The following is a 25121-nucleotide window of genomic DNA, read 5'->3' as shown; positions in this document are numbered from 1 at the left end:
TAGTGCGAAGCTCAAAGTGATCCACTAATTGTAGTGACGCACTTCAGAGGTGACAAGGACTTCACCGTAAAAAAATTTAGATTTTTAGCCAATTTTTTTATTGACTTTTGAGACCCCCCGAAAGCGCTAGGCGCTTCCCGTTAGCAAGCGCTAACACTGGTTTTTTACTTGCCGTTTTCTTGGGCAACAGTGGTCTCGCGAAGCGCCGGAATTGGCGATTTCGCCACAGCAATGCGGTGGGGTCCGCGCGGCGGAGCGGCATTATAGTCGATGCGGCGCGGACGTGTGAGTTCAGGAATTGGGGGCCGAGATGTTCAGTTTCTGCATTTGGTAACGCAGCTGGCGGAAGCTGATGCCGAGCAGCTGGGCGGCTTGGGTGCGGTTGTACTGGGTCTGCACCAGGGCGCGCTGGATGATCTCGCGCTCGACCATTTCCAGGTAGGCCGGCAGGTCGTCCGGCAGGATGCTGAGGTCCGGCAGCGGCGGCATGCGCGTGCCGCCGTCCGGGCGCGGCTCCGTCGCCGGTGCGGCATGCGCAGCGCCCGGGCTGCCGTATGCCTGTGGCGTTGCGTCCACCGGCCCGGGCGCGGGGGCTGCCGCCATGGGCGCAGCCGCCGGGGCCAATGCGGCGGCGGCCAGCGAAGCGGAGGTCAGCGCTTCGGCGGCGGGCGCCGATGCAGCGGCGGTTTGTGGCGCGGGCGCCTGCGTTGCAAGCTGCGCCCCTTTCAAGGACAGGTCGGCCGCCTCGATCACCCCATCGTTCGAGAACGCCAGCGCCCTCTCCAGCACATTCTCCAGCTCCCGCACATTGCCGGGGAAGCTGTAGCAGGACAGCTGTTCCAGCACGCCCGGCCCCAGCACCGGCTTTTCGCCGCCACGGGCAAGGCGCTCAAGAATGGCACCGGTCAGCACGGGCAAATCGTCCAGCCGCTCGCGCAAGGGCGGCAGCGACAGCTCGATCACATTCAGCCGATAGAACAGATCCTGCCGGAACTTGCCCTGCTCCACGCAGCGCGCCAGGTCCTGGTGCGTGGCGCTGATGATGCGCACATCCACCGGTTCCTCGGCAGTGGCGCCGATCTTGCGCACGCGGCGCTCCTGGATGGCGCGCAGCAGTTTCACCTGCATGGCCAGCGGCAGGTCCGCCACCTCATCCAGCATCAGGGTGCCGCCGTTGGCCGCCTGGAAGAAACCGTCGCGCTCATCGGCCGCCCCGGTGAAGGCACCCTTGCGGTAGCCGAAGAACTCGGCCTCCATCAGCGCTTCCGGAATGGCGCCGCAGTTCACGGCGATAAAGGGCTTGTCCGCGCGCGAACTCTGAGCATGGATTTCGCGCGCCGCCACTTCCTTGCCGCTGCCCGACTCGCCGGTAATGGAGATGGGCGCCATCGAACGCGCCAGCCGGGCAATCTGCGCACGCAGCGCCTGCATGGAGGCCGACTGGCCCTTGAGGCGGCTGTCCACCGGTTCGCTGCGCGGGGCGGACGGCGCCTCCGCCGCGTTCAGCTTGAGCGCCGACTGCACCATCACCCGCAGCTGGTCCAGCTGCACCGGCTTGCTCACGTAGTCGAAAGCCCCGGCCTTCAGCGCCACCACCGCGTTATCCGCGCTGCCGAAAGCCGTCACCACCGCAATCGGCGTATTGCGGCCGCTGGCCGCCACCTCGCGCACCAGCTCCAGGCCAAGGCCGTCGGGCAGGCGCATATCCGTCAGCACCAGCTGGTAGTCGCCGCCAGCGAAGAAGCTGCGCGCCTGCGCCAGGGTTTCGGCGCTGTCCACGTCGAGGCCCATCTTGAGCAGCGTGATTTCCAGCAGCTCACGCAGGTCGGCTTCATCATCCACTACCAGAACGCGGGGAGAACTCATATATATAGTGTGTGTTGGCTCAGCGCGGCGCCGGGCGTGCAAAAGTGATCACAAAACGGCCGCTGGACTTGCGGCTGCCGTCCGGCAGCACATCCTTGTCGAAACGGTATTCATAGTCCAGCATGGCCTCGTTATTCAAGCACAGTTCCCGCGCCAGGTACAAACCGAGGCCGGTGCCCTTGCTGGACGTGGTATAGAAAGGCTCGAACAGGTGGGCCCGCACTTCGGCCGAAATACCGGGACCATCGTCCTGCACGTGCAGCTCCAGCGGCCGGCCGCGCGAGCTCACCACGAACATGCGAATGCTTTCCGGCCCGCCGCTGGCATAGCGCACCGCGTTGTTGAGCAGGTTCAGCACCACTTCACGCAGGTGCAGGGGATCGAAACGCACCTCATGGCGGGCCACGCCGCCCAGGCACAGCACCTCCGGCGCAATGGCGTGGGTATCGTCGAACTCCGCTTTCAGCTCGGTGAGGAACTGGTCCAGCGCCAGCGGTTCGCTGTGGCTCTGGGCCTTGCGCGACAGCTGCAGGATATCCTCCACCATGCGGTTGACGCGCGCCACATTGTCGCCCACGATCTTCAGCAGGCGCAGGTGCACCGGCTCCTTCAGGTCCTCCGCCATCAGCGACGTGGCATGGCCGATGGCCGACAGCGGGTTGCGCACCTCATGCGCGATACTGGCCGTGAGGCGCCCCATTGAAGCCAGCTTGAGCTGCTGCGCCTGGTTTTCGATGGCCGTCACGTCCTGCAGGAAAATCACATTGCGCTCGGTGCCCAGCGGCGCGGTATCGGCTGCGGCGAAGCGCACTTTCAGGTGCGCCACCACATCGCGCCGCGCGCTCCATGCCGCCGTCATCTCCTGCAGTGCCGGGTCGGTATAGGGCTTCACATTGATGAAGGCGCTGGACTGCACGGGATTGGCGCGCCACTCATCGTAGGCCAGCGCCACCGGCAGCAGCGAGGGATTGTCGCTCAGGCGGAAATCGGCAATCGATTCGGTCAGCCCCAGCATCTGCTGTGCCGCCGGATTGCTGGCATACACCTGGCCCTGCGCGCCCAGCACAATAATGCCGTCGCCGGCATGCGACATCACCAGCCGGTTCACCGCCTGCTGCACGCCCACCTCGATGCCGCGCTGTACCGCCAGTTCCTCCTGGCCGATCAGCTTTGCCGCCATGCGGTTCACCACCAGCACGGCGGCGAAGAAGGCCGCGCCATACAGGCCGGCCTGCAGCACGGCCGCCTCGCTGTCGGACAGGAAGATGCGGTAAGTGCTCTCGGCCAGCATGAACAGCGCCGCCAGCGACGCGGCGAACAGCGACAGCATCAGCGGCGCCAGGATGGCGCAGCCGGCCAGCGGGAACAGGTAAAGAATGGCGAGGCCGCTGCGCACGCCGCCGGCGGCCAGATAGAGCAGCGAGATGAAAATCAGGTCGCAGGCCACCTGCACGCCCAGCTGCACCATGAAGCGCTTGCGCCACCAGGCAGCGCTCAGCATGAAGGCCAGCGCCAGGAACAGGTAGCCCGCGCACAGCTGAATATTGACGATGGTGCTGTCGCTGCGCTGGCCGCGCGTATCGAAGGCCAGGTAGGCCAGCAGCACCATGGCGATGACGACCCGCGTCCCGTTCAGGGTTTGCAGCGAGCGCCAGAAGGTCTCGCGCGATTCAGCCGACAGGGTGGGCAGGCGCGCGATCACCGCTCAGGCAGTCGGCGCGTGGGCGGCGCTGCAGTAATTGCGGCCCGCGGCCGGCACGTTTTCCGACGCCGGATAATGCACGCCGCAGTGGGCGCACTGCAGCATCGGCTCGGTCTCGGCCTCCTTCGGCGGCGCGCGGCGCACCGGCGGCTGCTGCTTCGGGGGGCGGCTGTTGCTCTTCAGTTTGGAACGGATGGCGGCAACGACCAGGAAGGCCAGGGCCAGCCAGAACAGAATACGTGTCATGCAAATCCTCGATGCAGCACCACTTCAAGCACGAAGCGGCTGCCCACATAAGCCAGCAGCAGGGTTGCGAACCCGGCCAGCGTAAAACTCAGCGCCGTCTTGCCGCGCCAGCCACGGAAGTGGCGGCCGGCCAGCAGCGCCGCAAACAGAAGCCAGGACAGCAGCGTGAACACGGACTTGTGGTCCCACTTCAGGGCCTGGCCGAACAATTCTTCGGAAAACACGATCCCCGACAGCACGGTAAGGCTGAGCAGCGCGAAGCCGAAGGCAATGAGGCGGAACAGCAGCTTCTCCATGGTCAGCAGGGCTGGCAGCTGATCCAGCGCGGCCCACAGGAAACCGGCGCGCTCATTGCGCGTATGCAGGCGCGACTCCTGCAGCGCCATCAGCACGGCATGGAAGGCCGCGATGGTGAGGGTACTGTAGGCCAGCGTGGCCACGGCGATATGCCAGCCGAAGGTCACCGAGCGTCCCTCCAGCGATACCAGCGCGCCGGGGAACACCGCTTGCAGGGCCACGGCCGCCGCTGCGCAGGGCATGACCATGCGGCGCAGGCCATCGAGCGGATAGTTGCGGTTCTCGATCCAGTAAGCCGCAACGGAGATCCACAGCGCGGACGACAGCATGGCAGCGAAGCCGAGCCGCAAGGAGCCGCCGGGCGCGATCACATCCGACCACAGCGCAGCGCCATGCAGCAGCCACGCCACGGCGGTGACGGCCGCAATCAAGGTCGTCCTACGGGACGGCAGCACGGCGCAAGCCAGGTAAAGCGCCACTGCCGCAATCAGGAAATAAGTCTGCATCAGCCCAGTTTACACCAACCGCGCCCCACCTCACAGCCGAGCTCGCGACACCATGGGGCCAGGCACCGCTGTCAGGTACAGTTTCAACCGAGTGTGCGGCAAACTACAACTGTACATGACAGATGGGGCCTGACCCCATGGTGTCGCAGGCGGCCTCAGTCGACGGCGGCGAGGCGGAGTTCGTCGTTGTGGTGACGTTGCTGTTCTTCCATCACGAGCTGGCCGAGCTCGCGCTTCAGGGCGTTGAACTCGGGGGCGGCCGGGTCGCGCAGCCGTGGCAGGTCGACCAGGATGTCGCGCTTGACCGTGCCCGGGCGGTAGGTCATCACCACGATGCGGTCGGCCAGGTAGATCGCCTCTTCGATGCTGTGGGTGACGAAGATGATGGTCTTTTTCAACTCGGACCAGATGCGCAGCAGCTCGTCCTGCAGGTTGCGCCGCGTGAGCGCGTCCAGCGCGCCGAAGGGTTCGTCCATCAGCATGATGGGCGAGTCCAGTGCCAGCACCCGCGCAATCGCTACCCGCTGCCGCATGCCGCCCGACAGGTCCTTCGGGAAGCGGTTGCGGAAGTCGCCCAGCGACAGCATTTTCAGCAGCTTGTCCACCGTTTCGCGGATCTCCGCTTTCGGCAGCCCCTTGATTTCGAGCCCGAAGGCGACGTTGTCCGCCACCGTCATCCACGGGAACAGCGCGTACTCCTGGAAGACCATGCCGCGCTCAGGCCCCGGCGCCGTCACCAGCGCACCGTCGGCCCGGATCTCGCCGCTGGAGGGCGGCGCAAAGCCCGCCACCGCATTCAGCAAGGTGGACTTGCCGCAGCCCGATGGCCCCAGCAGGCAGACGAACTGCCCGCGCGGGATTTCCAGGTTTATGTCCTGGAGCGCCACCACATCGCGCTCGCCCGTGCTGAATACCTTGCTGACCTGCGATACAACGATATGCGCGTCGCTCATCTCAGTTCTCCAGTCCACGGTGCCAGCGCAGCAGGTAGTTATTGATGCGGTTCATGATGATGTCGATGGCCAGCCCGATCATGCCGATCGTGATCATGCCCGCAATGATCTTGTCGGACCAGAAGTACTCGCGCGCTTCGAGGATGCGGAAGCCCAGGCCATTGTTCACCGCGATCATCTCGGACACGATCACCACAATGAACGCGGTGCCGATCCCGATCCGCACGCCCGACAATATATAAGGCACGGCCGCCGGCAGAATCACCCGCACGAACAGGGTAAGGCCGGAAGCGCCGAGATTGCGCGCCGCCCGCAGGTAGATGCCGTCCACATGCCGCACGCCCGCGATGGTATTCATCAGCACCGGGAAGAAGGCGCCCAGCGCAATCAGGAATACGGCAGGCGGATTCCCCAGTCCGAACCAGAGAATGGACAGCGGTATATAGGCAATCGGCGGAATGGGCCGCAGCAGCTGCACCAGCGGATTAAGCCAGGCATAGACCCGCGCGCTGGCCCCCATCGCGAGCCCGATGGGCAGCGCCAGCCCGCCACCGATCAGGAAGCCGACCACCACGCGGTACAGGCTGCCCAGCGAATCGTGAATCAGCTCGCCGGACAGCGCCCAGGCCAGCCAGCTCTGGGCCGCCGGGTCGCGCGCCTGCAATGGCAGCAGGTATTCGATCCACTTCGTCACCACCGCCAGCGGCGACGGCAGCACCTGCGGATTGACCCAGCCCTTCTGCGCCACCAGCTGCCACACTGCGATCACCACCGCCGGCACAACCAGGCCGACACCCACTTCACGCCAGGCGATTCGTGCCATGGGCGCTCCTTACTTCACGCCCAGGCTTTTTTTCGCCTGCTCCAGCAGGTCGGTGCGCACCCAGTCCTTGGCGACGGGCGGCTTGCTCATGCGGCCCACACCGGTCTTCACCATCACGTCGGTCGTAATCTGGATGTGCTCCGGCGTGATGTCGTAGGAATAGGGCGAGTTGCCGATGGCGTCTTCGAAATCGTCCTTGGTGATCTGGTTCTTGAACACCACTTCACGCACGTATTTTTCCGCCGTGGCCGGGTTTTCGATAAAGGTCTTGGTGGCCTCCACGAAGCAGCGCATGAACTTCTCCGCCACCGGACGGCGCTCCTTGTAGAACTTCTCCGTCATCACCATGGTGCGCACCGGTTCGCCGATCGGCGTGTCGTACGGTTTCAGGATCTCGGTGCCGAAGCCCTTGTTGATGGCCTGCGAGGACTGCGGCTCCGACTGCATCATGGCGTCGATGTTCTTGCCGAGCAGCGCCTGGTTCAGGTCTGCATAGGCGAGGAAGACCAGCTGCACATCCTTGCCCGGCTGTTCGGAAGCCGTCATGCCGTTCTGCTGCAGTTCCGCCAGCAGCAGCACTTCCTGGATGCCGCCGCGCGTTACGCCGACCTTTTTACCCTTCAGGTCTTTCACGGATTTGAGTTTGAGGTCGGTGCGGCCCACCAGGCGCGCCCCGCCTTTGGCGAAGCCTGCCACCACCACGATGGGGGCGTTGCCGGCGCGGCCCGAGATGGCCGCTTCAGATGCCGTGGTGCCCACATCGAGCTCCCCGGCGATGATGGCCTGCATCACGTCCAGGCCTTTGGCGAAGACATGTTCTTCCACCTTGATCCCGCACTTCGGCGCGATCTCCTTGATATACGACACAGCGCCATAATGCGCGAACTTGAGGTTCCCCAGCCTGACCACTTCCTGCGCCTGCGCGCCGCCTGCCATCACCAGCGCTGCCAACAGCGCCACCGACTTGCCGATCAACTTCAGTTTCATGAGCGTCTCCTGAAAAAGAAAATAGCGGGGTGTTCTGTTCAGATCATACAAGGTTTCAGGGCGCGGACGCCAGATGGCGCACTCTTTGCAGCCGCTCCGCGCTCGGGGGATGGCTGTTCAGGTAGGGGATGGACATGGCATTCTCCTTCTCCAGCTTGTCCAGCGCCGTGAACACGGCTTCCAGGTCGGCCAGCGGCCGCCCGTTGTGGCGCAGCATGCGCGCCGCATAATCGTCCGCCTCCGTTTCCGCATCGCGCGAATAGTGCATGTCCAGCGCCACGGCCGGCAGGCTGGCGATAAAGCCGCTGGCGTCGCCGAACAGCAGCGTGGTGACGGCGGCGACGGCCGACGTCTGGATCAGGCGGCGCGACATATGGCGTTCGTGCAGGTGCCCCAGTTCGTGCGCCAGCACGCCGGCCACGGCCCGGTCGTTATCCAGCAGCTTCACCATTTCGTCGGTCAGGATGATGTCGCCGGATGGCAGCGCAAAGGCATTGGGGCCGAGGCGGCTCTTGCGGAACAGCAGGCGGTAGGGCTGACGGTCCTCGTGCGGCTGGCGCAGCGCCGCGAATTCCGCCGCAATCTGCCGCTGCCGTTCGGCGCTTAGTTTGCTGGGCGCGAGCAGGCGCTCGTCCAGCAGCTCCAGCACGCCCTCGCCCATCTGCCGCTCCACCGATTGCGGCAGCACGCGCGCAACGGCCGCCGCCGCACCCGGCAGAGCATAGCGGTAGGCCAGCGCCAGCACAATGACCGTGGCGGCCAGTGCCCCCAGCGCCAGCTTCCAGCTTTGCTGGGCCCGCACCACGCCGCTGTCGCGGTGGCCGCTCGCATCCAGCAGCCGGTTGAAGGCGGCCATGTCGTCCGGCTCGAAAAAGGCGCCGTCGTCGAAGGTCACCTTGCGCGCCGCATGCCGCGTGCGCTCGGACACGCGCAAGGAAGACAGTGGCGCATGGCGCGTCACATCCCCCTCCAGCCACGCCGCGCCATCGCGCACACTCAGGCTGGCCTGATGCGCACGCGAGGTTTTGCCGTCAAAATAGCGCCCGCTGACAATTTCCATCACATCGAGAGATCCACGCCCAGGAAGTCGGCCATGCCCTCACCGGTTGCGTTCACGTCCGGCGTGCTTTGCGCCACCACATCATCCAATCCGCCGGATACCTGCAGCGAAATCGACTCCAGGCGGTACTTCATGGCGCGCACCTTGGCGAAGGGCGTGTAGAAGCCCAGCGTGAAAATGATGCCGACCGTATTGGTCGCATAGATAAAGGCCAGCCGGCCCCAGCGCATGGCCGACTGGAAGCGGTGCGCGCCAAGCTGCGTATGGTTCCAGACCAGGTTTTGCAGCATGGCCATGAAGAGCCAGGTCGAGGCAAGAACCCACGGGTAAATCAGGAGTATGCCGACGATCGAGCCGTAGTTCGCGGCCTGTGCGCGGTCGCTCGCCCCTACCACCAGGGCAGTGATCACGCCAAAGAACACCACGGTACCCAGCACCATCAAGCCGAACAGCACCAGGTAGATCTTGTAGAAACCACTTACCGGTGCGTCGAAGGAGAACTTCGAGGCGCCATAGCGCGCCTCGCTATGCTGGAATTTCTTCAGGCGCTGGTGGGCGAAGGGGGCGAGCAGGCCAAAGCTGATCGCGCTGAGCACGGCCATGCCCAGGAAGGCCACGTAAGCCTGCCGCGCACTGCCGTCGAAACCGAAGCGGATACCGCGGTAGCTGCTGTTATGGAGCGAAAACTGCAGGCTGCGCCACAGCAGCCATGGCATCGCTGCTGCCATCACGGCGAACATCGCCAGCCCGGCCGCCGGCGAAATGCGGAAGGCCAGGTTATAGACGCCGAACAGCGCCAGCGCAATCAGGCGTCCCTTGAGGATGGCCACCGGCGTGCCGTGGTATTCAAAACTGCTGCCCGCCAGCCGGGTGCTGGAATAGAAATACTGGTTGCGGCGCACCTTGGCCCAGGCCGAATAGATGCCCAGCGTGACGATCGTCAGCAGCAGGTTGACGATCCAGATACGGAAATATTCGCCGCCGGTGGCGCTGAAGGTGATTTCCTCGCGCGTTTCGACCGGCGCCGGCGCTGCTGCGGTGGCTTCGTTGAACACTCATCTCTCCTGTATGGGACCAGCCAGCAAGATGACGGCCCGGCCGCGGCTTGTCAAACAATCGGCGCCCGCGGGGCTTGAAAGTGTGCACCATTGTGACAATGTGTGAGGGTGCGGCCGCCCAAGCGGTGCCGCATGGGGCCCGGCAGTCGGGTAAAATGGCAGGTTTCCGCCATATTTATATTAGTAGGTAGGCCACATGCTAGACAATCTGACCCAACGCCTTGCCAAAGTCGTCAAGACCATGCGCGGCGAGGCACGCCTGACCGAGGCCAACACGGCCGAGATGCTGCGAGAAGTGCGCATGGCGCTGCTGGAGGCCGACGTGGCCCTGCCCGCCGTGCGTGAATTCATCGCGAAGGTGAAGGAAAAGGCACTCGGCGAAGAGGTGATTTCCTCGCTGACGCCGGGCCAGGCCCTAGTGGGCGTGGTGCAGCGCGAACTGGCCGCCCTGATGGGCGCCGACCTGGGACCGGAAGCGTCCCAGATCAGTTTTGCCCAGCAGCCGCCCGCCATCATCCTGATGGCCGGCCTGCAGGGTGTGGGTAAAACCACCACCACCGGCAAACTGGCCAAATACCTCAAGGAAGAGAAGAAGAAAAAGGTGCTGACGGTGTCCGCCGACGTGTATCGTCCGGCCGCTATCGCCCAGCTGCAGTCGGTAACGCAGCAGGTTGGCGCCGACTTCTTCCCGTCCACAGCCGCCGACAAGCCGGTCGACATCGCGCTGGCCGCGCTGGACTGGGCGAAGAAGCACTACCACGATGTGCTGATCATCGACACCGCCGGCCGCCTCGGTATCGACGAAGAGATGATGAAGGAAATCGCCGCCGTGCACGGCGCGGTGAAGCCGGTGGAAACCCTGTTCGTGGTCGACGCGATGCTCGGCCAGGATGCGATCAATACCGCCAAGGCCTTCAACGATGCCCTGCCCCTGACGGGTATCGTACTGACCAAGCTCGATGGCGATTCGCGCGGCGGCGCGGCGCTGTCCGTGCGCCACATCACGGGGAAGCCGATCAAGTTTGCCGGCGTGTCCGAAAAGCTGGACGGCCTGGAAGCCTTCGATCCGTCGCGCATGGCCAACCGCGTGCTGGGCATGGGCGACATCCTGGCGCTGGTGGAAGAAGCGCGCAAAGGTGTGGATGCGAAAGCGGCAGCCGAGCTGGCGGCCAAGGTCAAGTCCGGCGGCAAGTTCGACATGAACGACTTCAAGTCGCAGCTGGGACAGATGAAGAAGATGGGCGGCATGGCCGGCCTGGTGGACAAGCTGCCGGCCCAGTTCCAGCAGGCCGCCGGCGGCGCCAATATGGACCAGGCGGACAAGCAGGTGCGCCGCATGGTCGGCATCATTGACTCCATGACGCCGGCCGAACGCGCCAAGCCTGAGCTGATCAAGGCATCCCGCAAGCGCCGCATCGCGGCCGGCGCCGGCGTGCAGGTGCAGGAAGTGAACCGCATGCTGAACCAGTTCGAGCAGATGCAGACCATGATGAAAAAACTGTCCGGCGGCGGCATGATGAAAATGATGCGCAGCATGAAGGGCATGATGCCGGGCCTGCGCTGAGCTGTTACAGCCGGTAACGAAAAAGCCGCCTGCGGGCGGCTTTTTTCATGCTCCCGTTACAAATGGAGAATTTTTCAGCCTGCATGTTCGCTAAGATCATCGGTATGAAAAATATCCTCGCAACCGTTTTTCTCGCCTGCCTCTTCGCCGCGTGCGGCGGCGGTAGCGGCAGTGCGCCCGAAACGCCGCCACCACCGCCGCCGCCTGTAAGCGTGACCGCCAGCGCCGCTGCCGACCAGGTCCTCGCTGGCGGCGCCGCCGTTGCCCTGACGGCCAGCGCCAGCAACGGCGCCGCCATCAGCTGGCAGCTCGCCGCCGGGGCACCCGGCAGCCTGTCAGCCACCAGCGGCAACAGCGTCAGCTACACGCCCCCCGCCAGCGGCGTTGGCGCCAATACCGATGTCGTGGTGACGGCCAGCGCGGGCGGCGGCAGCAAGGCCCTTACGCTCACCATTTATCCGGATCCTGGCGCGCCCGGCACATACCCTGTGGCGGGGAGCGCCGGCCAGCAGGGCTTCGATGATGGCAAGGGTGCAGCCGCGTCCTTCACCTCGATCCAGTCCATCGTTGCCGACAAGGCCGGCGGCTATTATGTATATGATGGGAACTGGCAGCGGCTCACGATCCGCAAGATCAACGCTGCCGGCGACGTCAGCACCATCTACAGCAACAGCGCCAGCTACAACGACTTCCCGCACAGCCAGTATTCGCGCCTGGCCATCGCCAGCGACGGCGCGCTGTATGTGATGACCCACCTGAACTCCGGCCACCAGCTGCTTCGCATCGGCCCCGCCGGCACGGCCAGCGTCGCGCTCTCCGGTGCGGCGCTCGATATGGTCTTCAATATCCAGAAGGCCCCCAACGGTGCGGTCTATCTTTTCAAGCCTACGGCCGTACTCAAACTGGCAGCCGATGGCGCACTGAGCACGGTGGCGGGCGATCCGGCCGCCGCTCCGTCGGGCTCGGCCAAGCCGGCCGACGGCACCGGGAGCGCCGCGCGCTTCAATTTCATCACTGCGGCGGGCGCGGATGACGAAGGCAACCTGCTCATCAAGGACAGCATCTTCTTCCGCCGCATGTCGGCGGCCGGCGTCGTGACCACGGTAGACCTTCCGTTCCCCGAAGAGCGGTCTGTCCTGGGCCTCCTGGCCGCCCCGGACGGCGCCTTCTACATGCTGGCGCCGCCCGACGCTGCTGGCCGCACGCTTTACAGGATAAGTGCGTCCAATGACGTCAGCGTCGTGTTCAACACCGACAACGCATCATTGCCGAGAACCGTGGGCGGGCCCCTGTACATGGCACTGGGCAGCGACCTGCGCCTGATGCTGGCCTACACCGGCGAAATCCTGCACATCGGCGCGGACGGCAAAGCGCAGTCCTTCGCCGGCCTGCAGGAGGGCAGCGGCCTGGCGCTGGACGGACCGCCAACGCAAGCGCGCTTCGCCCAGCCCAACGCCATCGCCGCCGATCGCCAGGGCAATCTGTTTGTGCTGGACCATCCCGGCACGGCCTATGCCGACTGCCTCTGTGTAATCGGCACGCGCGGCTCCACGCTGCGCAAGATCTCGGCATCAGGCCAGGTGACGACGCTCGGCGCCGGCGAAGACAATGGCACGCCGAACGGCATGGCCGTGGACCGCGCAGGCACGGTCTATTTCAGCGATATCCAGCAATTCGGCCCGCGCGGCAGCAACAGCGGCAGCGCCGTCTACAAGATCACGGCAGACGGCAAATTCTCCGTGCTGGCAGGCTGCCCTCCCAGCCGCAGCTGCACCTTGAGCCCGGTGGACGGTTCCGCCACCGAAGCGCGTTTCGCCGCCGCGCGCCTGCTCGGCGTCGACGCCGACGGCAATCTGTATGCAGAGGACACGAAAAACGGCAGTACCATCATCAGGAAGATCTCCGCCGACGGCAGCACCACCACCATCGCCGCCCTGCCGCCGGGCATCGGCGTGGCGCCGGACGGCAGCCGGTACACAACGCGCCGCACGGACCCGAACGGCTGGACCAATGTCTGGGACGTGGTCCGCACTGCCGCAAACGGTAGCGAAACCGTGGTTGCCAGCGGGCTGAAAGGCCGGGTCTCGCTGGCGCCTGCGGGACCGTATACGGTCGGCGTGATCGCCGGCGAAACGATTCTGAAGCTCGTCGTGCCGCACTGAGGGTCTGCGGCAATGCACCAAAAAGCCGCTCCGATGCGGCTTTTTGTCTTTGTTGGCGGGCTTTACGCGTCGTTTCCTTGAAAAATCGCGAAAAACACTTGCATAGTGCGAAAAACCCCACCAATATTAGCCGTGCGATTGTATTGCGCAATTTTCCATTGTTTGTTTAGGGAGGCTCGAATATGGCAACAGCAGCCAAGAAAGCAGCACCAGCAAAGAAGGCCGCCGCAAAGGCACCGGCAAAAAAAGCAGCACCAGCAAAGGCAGCAGCTAAGCCGGCAGCAAAGAAAGCAGCACCCGCAGCACGCAAGCCCAACGCAGCATTCATGAAGGCGATGACCCCATCGGCAGCCCTGGGCGCCGTGGTCGGCTCCTCCGCCCTGCCACGCACCGAAGTGACCAAGAAAGTCTGGGACTACATCAAGAAGCACAATCTGCAGGATGCAGCGAACCGCCGCATGATCAATGCAGACGACAAGCTCAAAGCCGTTTTCGGCGGCAAAGCCCAAGTGTCCATGTTCGAAATGACCAAGCTGATTTCCGATCACCTGAAATAAGCTCTCCCGGCCGCAGTGCCGGCCGAAGGCCCCGACGCCTGGCGATCGGGGCATTTTTTTTATATGACGCCACAATACCGCCTCGCCCTGCCCCTCGCCAGCCTGACCGCAGTCGGCCTCCTCGCTTCCGATCTCTACCTGCCCGCGCTGCCCGCCATGCAGCAGCAGCTCGCCGCCTCCGTGACGGCAGCCCAGGCCACGATGGCCGTCTTCATGCTCGCGCTGGCCGCTTCGCAGCTGGCCTGGGGCTGGGCAGCGGACCGCTTCGGAGACCGCAGCACTATCATCACCGGCACGGCGCTTCTGGCGATTGGCAGCGTGATGTGCGCACTCGCTTCCGGCATTGAGCTGATGCTTGCCGGCCGCCTGCTGCAAGGCCTGGGCGCCGGCGCCGCAACGGTCGCCGTGCCTGCGCTGATACGCCGCCGTTTCAGCGAGACGGAAGGCGTAGGCGCCATGGCCGTGGTGGCGATGGCCGAATCGGTGATTCCCGCGCTTGGCCCGGTCGCGGGCGCCGCGCTGGTGATGCTGGCCGACTGGCGCTACGCCTTCTGGATTATTGCCTTGCTCGCCCTCGCGCTGGCGCCGATGGTCTCACGCATCGTCAGCACCCATGCAGCGCATGCGGCGCCGCCGGACGCCGATGCCCAGGCCCCGCAAGCCCTGCTGCACAACCGTCCTTTCCTGCGCTATGCCTTCAGCTATGCGCTGATGTTCGGCGCCCTGCTCATGTTCGTGGCCAGTGCGCCCTACCTCGTCACGCACTGGATCGGCGAGGAGGTCAGTTCCTTTGCGGCGCTGCAGATATGCGGCGTGGCCTGCTTCATGCTCGGAGCCACCCGTGGCGCGAAGGCCGTGCAGCGCTACGGCGTTGAAACGCTGGTGCGCACCGGCGTGCTGATGCAGCTCGCATCCGGCATAGGCATGACGGCGCTTGCGCTGCTCGGCCTGAAATCGATCATCGGATTGATTGTTTGCTGGGCCCTGTTCTGCTGCGGCCTTGGCGTGCGCGGGCCATCCACGATGTCGCGCGCACTGTCGCTGGCGCAGCAGCATGCGGGCAAGGCCGCAGGCCTGCTGATGTTCCTGGCTTTCGCAGCTACCTCGGCAGCCACGATGGCCGCCGCGCCCCTGCTGGAACGCGGCCTGCTCCCGGTTGCGCTGCTGCTGACGGCGCTGGTTCTCGGCAGCGCAGCGCTGGTGCCGGACGCGCTGCGCCATGGCGCCGCTCAGAAGCCGTAGGCAGCCTTCATCAGGTCGAACACCCTGGTGTTCTCCATCGTGCCCTTGAACACCGCGGAACCGGCGCCCACGGCATAGAGCTTCACATCGCCGCCGCCGTGGGTTTCACCGCTGCGGCGGATGCTGGTCTCCTGCTGGTAGTCGTCCGCCAGGGCTTCCTCGCTGCTGATATCGGCGCGCTCCAGCTTGCGGTTCGGGCCGTTCGCAAACACCAGCGTGGTGTAGGTATGGCCGTCCGCATCGCGCGCCGGCGAGCCATCCGCACCGCGCACGATATCGAGCACCGGGCTGCCGCGCTTGGCGGTGCCATTGAAGGCCAGCGTATGGTCATGGTCCGCCGTGATGACGATCAGCGTGTTGCGCAGGCCGGGATCGCGCTCCTGCATGCGGTCGATCGCGGTCTGGATCGCGTCATCGAAGGCCAGCAGGTCCACGACGGCGCGCTTGACGTTGGAACCGTGCAGGCCGTGGTCGATCTTGCCGCCTTCCACCATCAGGAAGAAACCCTTCGGATTCAGCGCCAGCAGTTCGATGGCCTTGCTCGTCATTTCGGACAGGCTGGGCTGCTTCGCGCCCTCGCCACGCGGCGGCGTCGCGGTGCGGTCCAGCTCATACTCCAGGTGGCCGTCGCCGTACAGGCCCACGAACTTGCGGCCCGGTTTCGCAGCCAGCATCTCACTGCGGCTGCGTGCGACGGCATAGCCATGCGCCGCCATTTCGCCCAGCAGGTCGCGCCCATCAGGACGGCCCTTCGGGTTCGCCGCCTTGTCAAACGGCGTGAAGTGCGCGGCGCCTCCGCCCATCAGCACATCGAGGCCATCGCCCAGCGCCGGGTTGTAGCCGGCGCCGCCCGGCACGGCCTGCACCGCAATGGCAAAGCCGGAATTGCGGTGGCAGTGGTGCGCGTAGGTGGAGGCAGGCGTGGCGTGCGTCGCTTCCGTAGTGGTGACTGCGCCGACCGACTTGCCATGCGCCTTCGCCAGTTCGAGGATGGTCGGCACCGCCTTGCCGTTGCCGGCTGCGCAGGTATCGATGCCCCAGTTGCCGTTAGCGTCCTTCTTCGGCGCGCTGGGCTTCGAGTCCCACATGGAGATCACTTCATTATTGATCTTCACTCCCGTCATATAGGAACCCATGGACGGCGCACTGTCGGTGGTTTGCGCGTCGTGCGAATAGGTCTTGAGCCGCGCCACGCGTTCGAGACGTTCGAACTTGAGCAGGCCCTCTTCCTTATAGCCATGGATACGGGCTGCCGTAATCACGGTGGGTCCCATGCCGTCGCCGAGGAAGAAGATGATGTTCTTTGCGTCGGCCGCAGCGGCCTGGCCGCCGATGGCCGCGATCGCGATTGCCAGAATGAGCTGCTTCATAGTCCTGCTGCCGCCTTGATCAGTTTAAACACTTCGGTATTGTCGATGGTGCCGCGGAAGTTTTCCGCGCCCGCGCCGATGGCGCCAAGATACACGTCGGTACCGCCGTGGGTGCTGGCATCGGGCGCCATGCGGATGACCGATTCGTATTGATAGTGCGGAGCGGCGACCGTTGCCGCATCCAGCGTGCCCGGACGCTTGCCGTCCACGCGGTTCGGGCCATTGCCGAAACCGATAATGGTGAATGGCGCGCCGTCGCCGTCCTTGTAGATCTTGCCGTTCGAGTAGGAGCGCAGCAGGCCGAGCACGCCCGGTTCCGCAGGCGTGGTTTTGCCGGTGATGATGGAATAGCCGTTCATCACCAGCGTGCTGTCATGGCTCGCGGTGGCGACGATCAGCGTGTTCTTCAGGCCCGGATCACGCTGCTGCATCGCCTCGATGGCGGTGCGCAGGGCCTTGTCCAATGCAGTCACTTCTTCCAGCACCATGCGCGCATCCGACTGGTGCGCCGCGCGGTCGATCAGGCCATTCGCCACCACCAGCACAAAGCCCTTGCCGCCGCGCGACAGACGCTCGATGGCTTCTCCCGTCATCTGCGCCATATTGGGCTGCCTGGCTACGTCGCGCGCCGTATCGCCAGCCATGTCACGTGGCGCGAACAGGCCAACCAGGCGCTTGCTGCGTGCGGCTTGCGGCATATCCAGCTCGGAGAGGTTCTGCACATGCGCGTAGTCCTGCGCGCGCAATTCCGCGAGCAGGTCGCGGCCATCTGCACGCTGCGTGAAGTCTGCAGCACCGCCGCCCAGCAGCACGTCGATGCCCTGGCCCAGCGCTGCGTTGAAGCCGGCGCCGCCCGGCACCAGCGCGGCAGCAGCAACCGCACCGCCGGGATGCGAGCAACCATGCACAAACGCGGGCGCGACCAGCGCATCCGTCACCGGCACGTTGGTGACGAGGCCAGTCCGCATGCCGCGCTGCGCCGCCAGCTCCAGCAGCGTGGGCGCCGGCTTGCCGTCGGGGCAGCCCTCCACGGAGAATGCGCCGCTATTGGTCTTCCGGCCGCTGAGGAAGGCGGACATGGCCGCGGCTTCATCCGTCACCTGGCGGTCGTTCGAATAGGTTTTTACGAAAGCCGATTCCGGCAAGGTATCGATCGCCAGGTCGCCCGACTCGCCCACGGCATAAATACGTGCAGCGGTCAGTGTATTGAAGCCCATGCCGCTGCCGACCAAGAGGATGATGTTGCGTGGCGCCGAAGGGGCTGGCGCCGCCGTGGGGACGCCTGCGCAACCTGCTGTCATGGCGGCGGCGATGGCCAGTGCCGCAATCCTGAAACGCATACCTGCTCCTGCTATGGAAAGCGGCCATCTTAGCCGAAAATCCATGACAGCCTGATTACTTCCAGTTGTTCCAGGCCTTGAGGACGGCGTTCGGATACTCCGGGCGCCCGCGGCTGCCGTTGTAGCGGCCCAGCGCGAGATAGAGGTTGCCCTGCTCCATATCGATATACATGCGCAGGATAGCGCAGCCGTAGCGCAGGTTGGTCTGCATATTGAACAGTTTGCGGCGGTCGCTGTCGCCGATCACATTGGTCCAGAAAGGCATCACCTGCATATAGCCGCGCGCGCCCACGATGGAGACGGCGTATTTGCGGTAGGCAGATTCCACCTGGATCAGTCCCAGCACGAGGCCCGGTTCCAGGCCGGCACGGCGCGATTCATACCACACGGTTTCGAGGAACTCGGTGCGCACCTGTTCATCCGGCAGCTTGCGCTTCAGGCGCTGCGACATCTCCGCCAGCCAGGCGTTATAGCGCTGCTGCTCGGCGGGATCGGTGAAGCGCGGCTTGGGCGGCCGCGCATCCATGATGACGTTGTGCAGGGCAACGCGGACGGAGTCGGCCAGCGCCTCCTCCTTCTGGTTGCCCGCAAAGCCGAGCGGTGCGCTCAGCACACCGGTGGCAAAGGCGAAGGTGTACCACCAGCGCAGGGGACGCGCCCACCAGCGGCGGCGCTCACGGCCGCCGGATTGCTGATGTGCACGCGCCGTGCTCATTGCTGCACTTTGCCCTTGATGAAGCTGAGGATGTCCGCCACCGGAACGTTGGTCGCCTCGGCATCGCGGCGGCCCATGTATTCCAGCTGGCCTTCTTTCAGGCCACGGTCGCCGATCACCACGCGGTGCGGCACGCCGATCAGCTCCCAGTCCGCGAACATTGCGCCCGGACGCAGGCCGCGGTCATCCACGATCACGTCGATGCCCGCCGCCACGGCGGCTTCGTACAGCTTGTCCGTTTCCGTTTTCACTTCTTCGCTGCGGTCGTAGCCCATCGGGCACAGCACCAGCTCGAAAGGCGCCAGCGAAGTTGGCCAGATAATGCCCTTGTCATCGAAGTTCTGCTCGATGGCCGCGCCCAGGATACGGGTAATGCCGATGCCGTAGCAGCCCATCTGCAGCGGCGCAGGCTTGCCGTTCTCGTCGAGGAAGGTGGCCTTCATCGATTCCGAATACGCAGTGCCGAGCTGGAACACGTGGCCCACTTCAATGCCGCGTTCAATCGCCAGCACGCCTTTGCCGTCCGGCGACGGATCGCCTTCCACCACATTGCGCAGGTCGGCCACGATGGCAGGTTCGGCCATGTCGCGGCCCCAGTTCGCGCCGGTGTAGTGGTAGTCCACTTCATTTGCGCCGGTGACGAAGTCCGCCATCAGCGCCACGGTGCGGTCGGCCACCACGGTGACAGGAGCCTTGGTGCCGATCGGGCCGAGGTAGCCCGGCTTGCAGCCGTAGACTTCTTCGATTTCCGCTTCGGTCGAGAAACGGTGGTTGGCCAGGCCGGCAACCTTGCCTGCCTTGATCTCGTTCAGCTCATGGTCGCCGCGCAGCAGCAGCATGAAGTGCTGCTTCTTGCCCTCTTCCTGCTCCACGGTCAGCGCAATGGTCTTGACGGTGTTTTTCAGGTCGATGCCGAGCAGCTTGGCCACGTCCTCGCACTTCGACGCCTTCGGCGTGGAAGTCTTGGCCAGCGCTGCCGATGCCGCAGGACGGGTGCCGGTGGCAATGGCTTCCGCAGCCTCGATATTCGCCGCGAAATCGGAAGTCGGGCAGTAGACCAGCGCGTCCTCGCCGGTGCTGGCGATCACGTGGAATTCATGCGAACCGGTACCGCCGATGGCGCCGTTGTCGGCCGCCACGGCGCGGAACTTCAGGCCGAAGCGCGTGAAGATCTTCGTGTAGGCGTCGAACATGATCTGGTAGGACTTCTGCATGCCTTCCAGGTCGCGGTCGAAGGAATAGGCATCCTTCATGGTGAACTCGCGGCCGCGCATCAGGCCGAAACGTGGGCGGCGCTCGTCGCGGAACTTGGTCTGGATGTGGTAAAAATTCAACGGAATCTGGCGGTAGGATTTAATCTCCGACCGCACCACATCGGTAATCACTTCCTCGGAAGTCGGCTGGATGGCGAACTCGCGGCCATGGCGGTCTTTCACGCGCATCAGCTCCGGGCCCATCTTGTCCCAGCGGCCCGTTTCCTGCCACAGTTCCGCCGGCTGCACGAGCGGCATCAGCAGCTCGATGGCGCCGGCCGTGTTCATTTCTTCGCGGACGATGGCTTCCACCTTGCGGATAACTTTCAGGCCCATCGGCATATAGGTATAGATGCCGGAACCCAGGCGCTTGATCATGCCGGCACGCATCATCAGCTTGTGGCTGACGATTTCGGCGTCGGAAGGCGCTTCTTTAAGAGTGGAAATAAAAAAACGGGAAGCACGCATAACAGTGAATTCTTTTTAAAAAGAGAGGGTTATAATCAACCTAATTTTAAAGGATTAGCTGGCTGATGCGTCCATACTTTATACAAATGCGTTCAATTGCGGGCATTCCGGCCGTTTTCGTACCCCGAAAACGCAGCCGGAAGGCAGATTTGTGGGCAAAAATGTAAGAGGATCGCTCGGCCGCAGAAAGTTTGAGGTGCAATATGCTCGATCGGGAAGGGTTCCGCCCCAACGTCGGCATCATCCTGCTCAACTCTCACAATGAGGTGTGGTGGGGCAAACGGGTGCGCGAGCACTCATGGCAGTTTCCGCAAGGGGGCATTAAGTACGGCGAAACACCCGAACAGGCAATGTATCGGGAGCTGGAAGAAGAGATCGGCCTGAAACCGGAACACGTGAAAATCGTGGGCCGCACGCGCGACTGGCTGCGCTACGAGGTGCCGGACCACTTCATCAAGCGCGAGATCCGCGGCCATTACCGTGGCCAGAAGCAGATCTGGTTTTTGCTGCGCATGTGCGCCCGGGATTGCGATGTGAACCTGCGGGTGACCGACCATCCGGAATTCGACGCCTGGCGCTGGCATGAATACTGGGTGCCGCTGGACGTGGTGATTGAATTCAAGCGTGAGGTCTACCAGCGCGCCTTGCAGGAATTATCACGATTCCTGAGCTGGCCGCCGCATGGCGAACGGCGCCACAACTCGCGCTACCTGCGCCAGCCGCGCAGCCAGCCCGGCACGCCCGCCAACCGGCAGCCGCCGCCGGCGGTGGCAGCAGCACCGGCGCCGGAAGCCGATTGCGGCGAAGCGCAACTGGCCACCAAGCCATAAAAGAGAGGCAGCCTGCATGGGCTGCCTTTTTTTTGTACAATAGCGCCCCTATGTTCACACCCTCCTCCCACGACGTACGGCGCTTCTTCTGCGACGTACAGCGCAAGCACCGCGCCAAAGAAGTCCTCACTCCGCTCGAAGCCATGGCGCTGGACTGGGTGCTGCAGCATCCCGAATACGACGACGCGCTGAGCGACGTGGAAGCGGCGCTGGCGCGCGACTATTCGGTGGAAGGCGGCCAGGCCAACCCCTTCCTGCACCTGGCGATGCACCTGTCGATCAGCGAACAGGTCTCGATCGACTCCCCGCGCGGCATCCGCGCCGCCAGCGAAGCGCTGACGCGCAAATACGACTCCGCGCACGAAGCCCACCACCAGATCATGGAATGCCTGGGCGAGATGATCTGGAAATCCCAGCGCAGCGGCCTGCCGCCGGACGGCGAAGCCTACATCGAGTCCATCAAGCGCCGCCTCTAGGAAATGTTGCTTAGAAATTGGGGACAGACCCTATTTTTTAGAAATTGGGGACAGACCCTATTTTTCCAGTTCGGGGCTCGGCGCCCTCGCCTGTCCCCAATTTCTAGGCAACATTTTCCGGCAACAAAAAAGCCCGCGGCTGCGGGCTTTTTGCTGGGACCGGCTGAAGATCAGCGGTGGTTGACCAGGGTGCCAGGCAGGCTGTGCAGGTAGGCTGCCAGGTCCTGGATGTCCTGGTTGCTCAGCGGCTTGACCTGGCCGGTCATGATGGCGTTGCTGCGGCCGTTGGCGCCGTCGCCGCGCTTGTAGGCGGTCAGGGCGTGCACCAGGTAGTCCTTGTGCTGGCCGGCCAGCTTCGGATAGCTCGGGTCGATCGGGGTGTTGTAGTCCTTGCCGTGGCAAGCGAAGCAGCTGTATTTGTCGGCAACGGCCTTGCCCGCAGCAACATTGCCGCCGGCAACAGCGCTGAAGGACAGGGCCGAGCAGATCAGAGCGAATACGATTTTCTTCATGATGCTGTGTCCCTTATTTCTGCTTCGAGTAGTAAGCGGCGATGTCGGCGATGTCCTGGTCGCTCAGGCTCACGGCGATGCCCTTCATCGATGGGTGCTTGCGCTCGCCCTTGGCGTAGCCGCGCAGCGCGTTTTCGATGTACTTGGCAGACTGGCCGCCAATCTTCGGCACCTGGAACACTTCAGGGAAGGTCGCTTTGTAGCCGGGAATGGCGTGGCATCCGATACACATTTCGATCTTGTTCGGTGCGGCCTCGGCCTTGCCGACGATTTCGGCCGCAGTCACTGCCTGAGCAGCACCGGCGAGCGCGAGCAGTGCGAAGAGATTTTTGATCATGTTGGCTAGCTTCATCAATGGTAATCGGATACTGCCGTCGCAAAAGTTGACTTTTGCACTATCAACCTGCGATTCTAACCTGAGAAGGTTCCGGAAGTCCACATTGTTTCTTCCATGCCAAGGACCCCGTTTGGCGATCTGTCTTATACTCGGAAGTTTCCACTTTCACCGGGAAATCCGTCCATGCAATCGCCTGCGCCACGCTTCGAAGGCTCCGAGAATTACGTCGCCACCAATGACCTGAAACTGGCCGTGAATGCGGCGTTGACGCTGCAGCGCCCCTTGCTGATCAAGGGCGAGCCGGGCACCGGCAAGACCATGCTGGCCGAGGAAGTAGCGGCCGCCCTCAACATGCCCCTGATGCAGTGGCATATCAAGTCCACCACCAAGGCCCAGCAGGGCCTCTACGAGTACGACGCAGTGTCGCGTTTGCGCGACTCCCAGCTGGGCGACGAGCGGGTGCGCGATATCCATAATTACATCGTCAAGGGCGTGCTGTGGCAGGCCTTCACCGCGCCGGAGCCGGTCGTGCTGCTGATCGACGAGATCGACAAGGCCGATATCGAATTCCCCAACGACCTGCTGCGTGAGCTGGACCGCATGGAGTTCTACGTCTACGAGACGCGCGAAATGGTCACGGCGAAGCACCGCCCTCTCGTCATCATCACCTCCAATAACGAGAAGGAGCTGCCGGACGCCTTCCTGCGCCGCTGCTTCTTCCACTACATCAAATTCCCTGACAAGGACACGATGGAGGCCATCGTCCAGGTCCATTATCCGAACCTGAAGCGCGAGCTGCTGGCCCAGGCGCTGGACACCTTCTACCAGGTGCGCGAGGTGTCGGGCCTGAAGAAAAAGCCCTCCACCTCCGAATTCCTGGACTGGCTCAAGCTGCTGATGGCCGAGGACATTCCGCCGGAAGCGCTGCGCAATCCCGACAACAAGGCCGCCGTGCCGCCGCTGCACGGCGCCCTGCTCAAGAACGAACAGGACGTGCATCTGTTCGAACGCCTGATGTTCATGTCGAGGACCAACCGCTGATGAAAGACGCCCTGCCCGTCACGCTGGAGCTGAACGGCATCCGCCTCGAACCGCTGGCGCCGCGCCACGCGGACGGCCTGCGCGCCGCCGCGCAGGACGGCGAACTGTGGAAGCTGCGCATCACCTCCGTTCCCGAGCCGGACCAGGCGGAGGCCTATATCGCCACCGCGCTGGAGATGCGCCCTGCCCGCCTCGCCTTCGCCGTGATCGACGCCACCACCGATGAAGTGATCGGCAGCACCAGCTATCACGACATCGTACCCAATATCTCGCGCGCCGAAATCGGCTACACCTGGTACGGCCAGAGCCGCCAGCGCAGCCACGTCAATACCACCTGCAAGCTGCTGCTGCTCACGCACGCTTTCGAAACGCTGGGCTGCGCGCTGGTCGGCTTCCGCACCGATAACTACAACCACCGCTCGCAGGCCGCCATCGAACGCCTCGGCGCGAAGAAAGACGGTGTGCTGCGCCACCATATGATGCGGCGTGACGGCACGGTGCGCGACACAGTCATGTACAGCATCGCGCGCGGCGAATGGCCGGAAGTGAAGGCGCAGCTGAACTACCTGTTGACCAAGGAACGCTGATGCTGATCGATTTCTTCTTCACGCTGAAGGACGCGAAGATTCCCGTCACGATCAAGGAATTCCTCACGCTGCTGGAAGCGATGGAAAAGAACGTCATCGCGCCGTCGATGGACGACTTCTATTACCTCTCCCGCCTCACGCTGGTGAAGGATGAAGCCAACTACGACAAGTTCGACCGCGCCTTCGCGCAGTATTTCAAAGGAATCAATGGCGCCTTCGAAACCAGCAGCGCGATTCCGCTGGAATGGCTGGTGAAGCGCATGGAGCGCGAACTGAGCGAAGAGCAGAAGGCCGCGCTGGAGAAATTCGGCTACGACAAGCTGATGGACCGCCTCAACGAGCTGCTGAAGGAACAGAAGGAACGCCACGAAGGCGGCAGCAAGTGGATAGGCACCGGCGGGACTTCGCCCTTCGGCAACGGCGGCACCAATCCCGAAGGCATCCGCATCGGCGGCAAGGGCGGCAACCGCACGGCAGTCAAGGTGTGGGAAGCCCGCGCCTACAAGGACTACGACGGCGACCGCGAACTGGGCACCCGCAATATCAAGGTGGCGCTGCGCCGGCTGCGCAAGTTCGCGCGCGAAGGCGCCGCCGAGGAACTGGCGCTGGACCAGACCATCCGCGCCACCGCCAACAACGCGGGCTACCTCGACATCAAGATGCAGCCTGAGCGCCGCAACAACGTGAAGGTGCTGATGCTGTTCGACGTGGGCGGCACCATGGACGACCATATCGAACGCACCGAGGAACTGTTCTCGGCTTCGAAGACCGAATTCAAGAACATGGAGTTCTACTACTTCCACAATTGCGTCTACGACTACCTGTGGAAGAACAACCGCCGCCGCAATTCGGAACGCTTCCCCACCTGGGACGTGCTGCGCAAATACCCGCCCGATACGAAGCTGATCTTCGTCGGCGACGCCACCATGAGTCCCTACGAGATCCTGCAGCCGGGCGGCTCTGTGGAATACAACAACGAGGAGGCGGGCTCCGAATGGCTGGCGCGCTTCACCTCCACCTTCCCAAAATTCATCTGGCTGAATCCCGAGCCGGAAGGGCTGTGGCAGTACCGCCAGTCCATCTCCGTGATCAGGCAGCTGATGAACAACCGCATGTATCCGATCACCATCGAAGGCCTTGAGCGGGCCATGCGCACGCTGAGCAAATAA

The 25121-nt window shown here is 63.8% G+C and carries 24 protein-coding genes; 9 read left to right on the top strand and 15 right to left on the bottom strand.

Annotation, left to right across the window (positions count from 1 at the left end):
• Positions 1-291 precede the first annotated feature (291 nt).
• The 9 genes from ACJRPG_RS00675 to ACJRPG_RS00635 form a co-directional block, all read right to left on the bottom strand.
• The gene (locus tag ACJRPG_RS00675; RefSeq protein WP_407998110.1) at positions 292-1866 is read right to left on the bottom strand and encodes a sigma-54-dependent transcriptional regulator; all 1575 of its coding nucleotides are present in this window, start codon (positions 1864-1866) and stop codon (positions 292-294) included.
• 19 nt (positions 1867-1885) lie between these two features.
• Positions 1886-3568: a two-component system sensor histidine kinase NtrB gene (locus ACJRPG_RS00670; RefSeq protein ID WP_407998109.1), complete on the bottom strand. Its 1683-nt coding sequence runs from the start codon at positions 3566-3568 to the stop codon at positions 1886-1888.
• Positions 3569-3571: 3 nt separating this feature from the next.
• On the bottom strand, positions 3572-3814 hold the full coding sequence (locus ACJRPG_RS00665; protein WP_407998108.1) for a PP0621 family protein: 243 nt from the start codon (positions 3812-3814) through the stop codon (positions 3572-3574).
• Positions 3811-4617, bottom strand: coding sequence for a cytochrome C assembly family protein (locus ACJRPG_RS00660; RefSeq protein WP_407998107.1), 807 nt, complete (start codon positions 4615-4617; stop codon positions 3811-3813). The genes ACJRPG_RS00665 and ACJRPG_RS00660 overlap by 4 nt, the downstream gene beginning before the upstream one ends.
• Positions 4618-4772: 155 nt before the next feature.
• Entirely contained in the window at positions 4773-5570 is a 798-nt protein-coding gene (locus tag ACJRPG_RS00655; protein WP_407998106.1) for an ABC transporter ATP-binding protein, read from the bottom strand.
• A 1-nt stretch (position 5571) separates the two neighbouring features.
• A complete protein-coding gene (locus ACJRPG_RS00650; protein ID WP_407998105.1) occupies positions 5572-6393 on the bottom strand; it encodes an ABC transporter permease in 822 nt (273 codons plus the stop codon).
• Positions 6394-6402: 9 nt separating this feature from the next.
• Complete coding sequence (locus ACJRPG_RS00645) at positions 6403-7380, bottom strand: ABC transporter substrate-binding protein (RefSeq protein WP_407998104.1); 978 nt, start codon at positions 7378-7380, stop codon at positions 6403-6405.
• Between the two features lie 55 nt (positions 7381-7435).
• Positions 7436-8440, bottom strand: a complete 1005-nt coding sequence (locus tag ACJRPG_RS00640; protein WP_407998103.1) for a M48 family metallopeptidase — start codon at positions 8438-8440, stop codon at positions 7436-7438.
• Positions 8440-9495, bottom strand: a complete 1056-nt coding sequence (locus tag ACJRPG_RS00635; protein ID WP_407998102.1) for a YjgN family protein — start codon at positions 9493-9495, stop codon at positions 8440-8442. The genes ACJRPG_RS00640 and ACJRPG_RS00635 overlap by 1 nt, the downstream gene beginning before the upstream one ends.
• A gap of 199 nt (positions 9496-9694) precedes the next feature.
• Here ACJRPG_RS00635 and ffh point away from each other — a divergent pair, with 199 nt between their 5' ends.
• From ffh to ACJRPG_RS00615, 4 genes are all read left to right on the top strand, one after another.
• Positions 9695-11062 (top strand): signal recognition particle protein, encoded by a 1368-nt coding sequence (gene ffh / locus ACJRPG_RS00630; RefSeq protein ID WP_407998101.1) that lies wholly within the window; start codon positions 9695-9697, stop codon positions 11060-11062.
• A gap of 104 nt (positions 11063-11166) precedes the next feature.
• Positions 11167-13224, top strand: a complete 2058-nt coding sequence (locus ACJRPG_RS00625; protein WP_407998100.1) for an NHL repeat-containing protein — start codon at positions 11167-11169, stop codon at positions 13222-13224.
• Between the two features lie 182 nt (positions 13225-13406).
• Positions 13407-13781 carry an SWIB/MDM2 domain-containing protein gene (locus ACJRPG_RS00620; RefSeq protein WP_407998099.1) on the top strand — a complete coding sequence of 125 codons (375 nt, stop codon included), beginning with the start codon at positions 13407-13409 and terminating at the stop codon, positions 13779-13781.
• A 63-nt stretch (positions 13782-13844) separates the two neighbouring features.
• On the top strand, positions 13845-15023 hold the full coding sequence (locus ACJRPG_RS00615) for an MFS transporter (RefSeq protein ID WP_407998098.1): 1179 nt from the start codon (positions 13845-13847) through the stop codon (positions 15021-15023).
• Here the strand turns inward: ACJRPG_RS00615 and ACJRPG_RS00610 are convergent.
• Genes ACJRPG_RS00610 through ACJRPG_RS00595 form a run of 4 tightly spaced genes read right to left on the bottom strand, consistent with a single transcriptional unit; the run spans position 15011 to position 20169 of the window.
• On the bottom strand, positions 15011-16393 hold the full coding sequence (locus ACJRPG_RS00610) for an alkaline phosphatase (RefSeq protein WP_407998097.1): 1383 nt from the start codon (positions 16391-16393) through the stop codon (positions 15011-15013). The genes ACJRPG_RS00615 and ACJRPG_RS00610 overlap by 13 nt on opposite strands.
• Positions 16390-17733 carry an alkaline phosphatase gene (locus ACJRPG_RS00605; RefSeq protein ID WP_407998096.1) on the bottom strand — a complete coding sequence of 448 codons (1344 nt, stop codon included), beginning with the start codon at positions 17731-17733 and terminating at the stop codon, positions 16390-16392. Before ACJRPG_RS00605 ends, ACJRPG_RS00610 begins: the two co-directional genes overlap by 4 nt.
• Positions 17734-17788: 55 nt before the next feature.
• Positions 17789-18448, bottom strand: coding sequence for a lytic transglycosylase domain-containing protein (locus ACJRPG_RS00600; protein WP_407998095.1), 660 nt, complete (start codon positions 18446-18448; stop codon positions 17789-17791).
• Entirely contained in the window at positions 18445-20169 is a 1725-nt protein-coding gene (locus ACJRPG_RS00595; protein ID WP_407998094.1) for a proline--tRNA ligase, read from the bottom strand. Before ACJRPG_RS00595 ends, ACJRPG_RS00600 begins: the two co-directional genes overlap by 4 nt.
• A gap of 203 nt (positions 20170-20372) precedes the next feature.
• Between ACJRPG_RS00595 and ACJRPG_RS00590 the strand changes: the two genes are divergently transcribed.
• Positions 20373-20999 carry an RNA pyrophosphohydrolase gene (locus tag ACJRPG_RS00590; RefSeq protein ID WP_407998093.1) on the top strand — a complete coding sequence of 209 codons (627 nt, stop codon included), beginning with the start codon at positions 20373-20375 and terminating at the stop codon, positions 20997-20999.
• Positions 21000-21049: 50 nt separating this feature from the next.
• Positions 21050-21475: a DUF1841 family protein gene (locus ACJRPG_RS00585; protein WP_407998092.1), complete on the top strand. Its 426-nt coding sequence runs from the start codon at positions 21050-21052 to the stop codon at positions 21473-21475.
• 170 nt (positions 21476-21645) lie between these two features.
• On the opposite strand, the gene ACJRPG_RS00580 is transcribed toward ACJRPG_RS00585, so the two are convergent.
• Both ACJRPG_RS00580 and ACJRPG_RS00575 read right to left on the bottom strand, forming a co-directional pair.
• Entirely contained in the window at positions 21646-21987 is a 342-nt protein-coding gene (locus ACJRPG_RS00580) for a c-type cytochrome (protein ID WP_407998091.1), read from the bottom strand.
• A gap of 13 nt (positions 21988-22000) precedes the next feature.
• Positions 22001-22321, bottom strand: coding sequence for a c-type cytochrome (locus tag ACJRPG_RS00575; protein ID WP_407998660.1), 321 nt, complete (start codon positions 22319-22321; stop codon positions 22001-22003).
• A 186-nt stretch (positions 22322-22507) separates the two neighbouring features.
• On the opposite strand from ACJRPG_RS00575, the gene ACJRPG_RS00570 reads away from it, so the two are divergent.
• The 3 genes from ACJRPG_RS00570 to ACJRPG_RS00560 are packed head-to-tail and all read left to right on the top strand — an operon-like array spanning position 22508 to position 25121.
• Positions 22508-23365, top strand: a complete 858-nt coding sequence (locus ACJRPG_RS00570) for an AAA family ATPase (RefSeq protein WP_407998090.1) — start codon at positions 22508-22510, stop codon at positions 23363-23365.
• Positions 23365-23952 (top strand): GNAT family N-acetyltransferase, encoded by a 588-nt coding sequence (locus ACJRPG_RS00565; RefSeq protein ID WP_407998089.1) that lies wholly within the window; start codon positions 23365-23367, stop codon positions 23950-23952. Before ACJRPG_RS00570 ends, ACJRPG_RS00565 begins: the two co-directional genes overlap by 1 nt.
• The gene (locus ACJRPG_RS00560; protein ID WP_407998088.1) at positions 23952-25121 is read left to right on the top strand and encodes a vWA domain-containing protein; all 1170 of its coding nucleotides are present in this window, start codon (positions 23952-23954) and stop codon (positions 25119-25121) included. The genes ACJRPG_RS00565 and ACJRPG_RS00560 overlap by 1 nt, the downstream gene beginning before the upstream one ends.

The sequence above is a fragment of the Pseudoduganella rhizocola genome (assembly GCF_045984285.3).
Lineage (GTDB): Bacteria > Pseudomonadota > Gammaproteobacteria > Burkholderiales > Burkholderiaceae_D > Rugamonas.
This window is presented reverse-complemented; position numbering and strand designations above follow the sequence as displayed.

What these genes read in the sequence shown, in the direction of transcription:
- ACJRPG_RS00675 (WP_407998110.1), bottom strand. Translation starts at nt 1,866, where the DNA reads ATGAGTTCTCCCCGCGTTCTGGTAGTGGATGATGAAGCCGACCTGCGT.
- ACJRPG_RS00665 (WP_407998108.1), bottom strand. Translation starts at nt 3,814, where the DNA reads ATGACACGTATTCTGTTCTGGCTGGCCCTGGCCTTCCTGGTCGTTGCC.
- ACJRPG_RS00660 (WP_407998107.1), bottom strand. Translation starts at nt 4,617, where the DNA reads ATGCAGACTTATTTCCTGATTGCGGCAGTGGCGCTTTACCTGGCTTGC.
- ACJRPG_RS00655 (WP_407998106.1), bottom strand. Translation starts at nt 5,570, where the DNA reads ATGAGCGACGCGCATATCGTTGTATCGCAGGTCAGCAAGGTATTCAGC.
- ACJRPG_RS00650 (WP_407998105.1), bottom strand. Translation starts at nt 6,393, where the DNA reads ATGGCACGAATCGCCTGGCGTGAAGTGGGTGTCGGCCTGGTTGTGCCG.
- ACJRPG_RS00645 (WP_407998104.1), bottom strand. Translation starts at nt 7,380, where the DNA reads ATGAAACTGAAGTTGATCGGCAAGTCGGTGGCGCTGTTGGCAGCGCTG.
- ACJRPG_RS00640 (WP_407998103.1), bottom strand. Translation starts at nt 8,440, where the DNA reads ATGGAAATTGTCAGCGGGCGCTATTTTGACGGCAAAACCTCGCGTGCG.
- ffh (WP_407998101.1), top strand. Translation starts at nt 9,695, where the DNA reads ATGCTAGACAATCTGACCCAACGCCTTGCCAAAGTCGTCAAGACCATG.
- ACJRPG_RS00625 (WP_407998100.1), top strand. Translation starts at nt 11,167, where the DNA reads ATGAAAAATATCCTCGCAACCGTTTTTCTCGCCTGCCTCTTCGCCGCG.
- ACJRPG_RS00620 (WP_407998099.1), top strand. Translation starts at nt 13,407, where the DNA reads ATGGCAACAGCAGCCAAGAAAGCAGCACCAGCAAAGAAGGCCGCCGCA.
- ACJRPG_RS00615 (WP_407998098.1), top strand. Translation starts at nt 13,845, where the DNA reads ATGACGCCACAATACCGCCTCGCCCTGCCCCTCGCCAGCCTGACCGCA.
- ACJRPG_RS00610 (WP_407998097.1), bottom strand. Translation starts at nt 16,393, where the DNA reads ATGAAGCAGCTCATTCTGGCAATCGCGATCGCGGCCATCGGCGGCCAG.
- ACJRPG_RS00605 (WP_407998096.1), bottom strand. Translation starts at nt 17,733, where the DNA reads ATGCGTTTCAGGATTGCGGCACTGGCCATCGCCGCCGCCATGACAGCA.
- ACJRPG_RS00600 (WP_407998095.1), bottom strand. Translation starts at nt 18,448, where the DNA reads ATGAGCACGGCGCGTGCACATCAGCAATCCGGCGGCCGTGAGCGCCGC.
- ACJRPG_RS00595 (WP_407998094.1), bottom strand. Translation starts at nt 20,169, where the DNA reads ATGCGTGCTTCCCGTTTTTTTATTTCCACTCTTAAAGAAGCGCCTTCC.
- ACJRPG_RS00590 (WP_407998093.1), top strand. Translation starts at nt 20,373, where the DNA reads ATGCTCGATCGGGAAGGGTTCCGCCCCAACGTCGGCATCATCCTGCTC.
- ACJRPG_RS00585 (WP_407998092.1), top strand. Translation starts at nt 21,050, where the DNA reads ATGTTCACACCCTCCTCCCACGACGTACGGCGCTTCTTCTGCGACGTA.
- ACJRPG_RS00580 (WP_407998091.1), bottom strand. Translation starts at nt 21,987, where the DNA reads ATGAAGAAAATCGTATTCGCTCTGATCTGCTCGGCCCTGTCCTTCAGC.
- ACJRPG_RS00570 (WP_407998090.1), top strand. Translation starts at nt 22,508, where the DNA reads ATGCAATCGCCTGCGCCACGCTTCGAAGGCTCCGAGAATTACGTCGCC.
- ACJRPG_RS00565 (WP_407998089.1), top strand. Translation starts at nt 23,365, where the DNA reads ATGAAAGACGCCCTGCCCGTCACGCTGGAGCTGAACGGCATCCGCCTC.
- ACJRPG_RS00560 (WP_407998088.1), top strand. Translation starts at nt 23,952, where the DNA reads ATGCTGATCGATTTCTTCTTCACGCTGAAGGACGCGAAGATTCCCGTC.